At 39.8% G+C, this 523-nt stretch carries 1 pseudogene; it reads left to right on the forward strand.

Annotated elements, in window-relative coordinates:
* Positions 1–47: 47 nt before the first annotated feature.
* A pseudogene (locus tag ACFIKJ_RS09745) lies at positions 48–523 on the forward strand (hypothetical protein); the annotation flags it as partial.

The raw sequence follows: 523 nt of genomic DNA on the forward strand, positions 1-523 counted from the left end.
GATTTTAGCTGGTATTTCTGGTTTTGCAGGAAAAAAGTGAGGTAGTTATGCAAAATAGTAACGATAACATTTTATCACGACTAATTAAGTCTATGTATGCAATGGACCCATTCGCGTCGCGTATACTAATGCAAAATCAACGTATGGAAAATGCACAACAACAGGCAAATAATTTGCCTTATTTAATCCCTTCTTCATCTGTACCAACTTTTGGTTCACAATCAAATCCTTTAGGTTTATCGAAGGATATGGAACCTTTGCCAGATGTAAGTTCGTCTTTAAGATCGGCAGGCAGAAAACCGTATGTACCGTCTTCAGTCCCTTCTTTACCAGTAGCGACCTTTGGTTCACAACCAAATCCTTTAGGTATGGAACCTTTGCCTAATGCAATTGAAACTTCAGATTTGGCATCATTGCAACCAAAGCAGTCTCAATTACCAGAGTCTATTTCACCTGTAGAACCACAGCAGTTTGCACAGCCACAACAGAGTACTGTTCCTCACCAAGATGCTGGTTCTCAACA

Source organism: Bartonella sp. PS7NMGDW (genome assembly GCF_042193585.1).
GTDB classification, from domain to species: domain Bacteria; phylum Pseudomonadota; class Alphaproteobacteria; order Rhizobiales; family Rhizobiaceae; genus Bartonella; species Bartonella grahamii.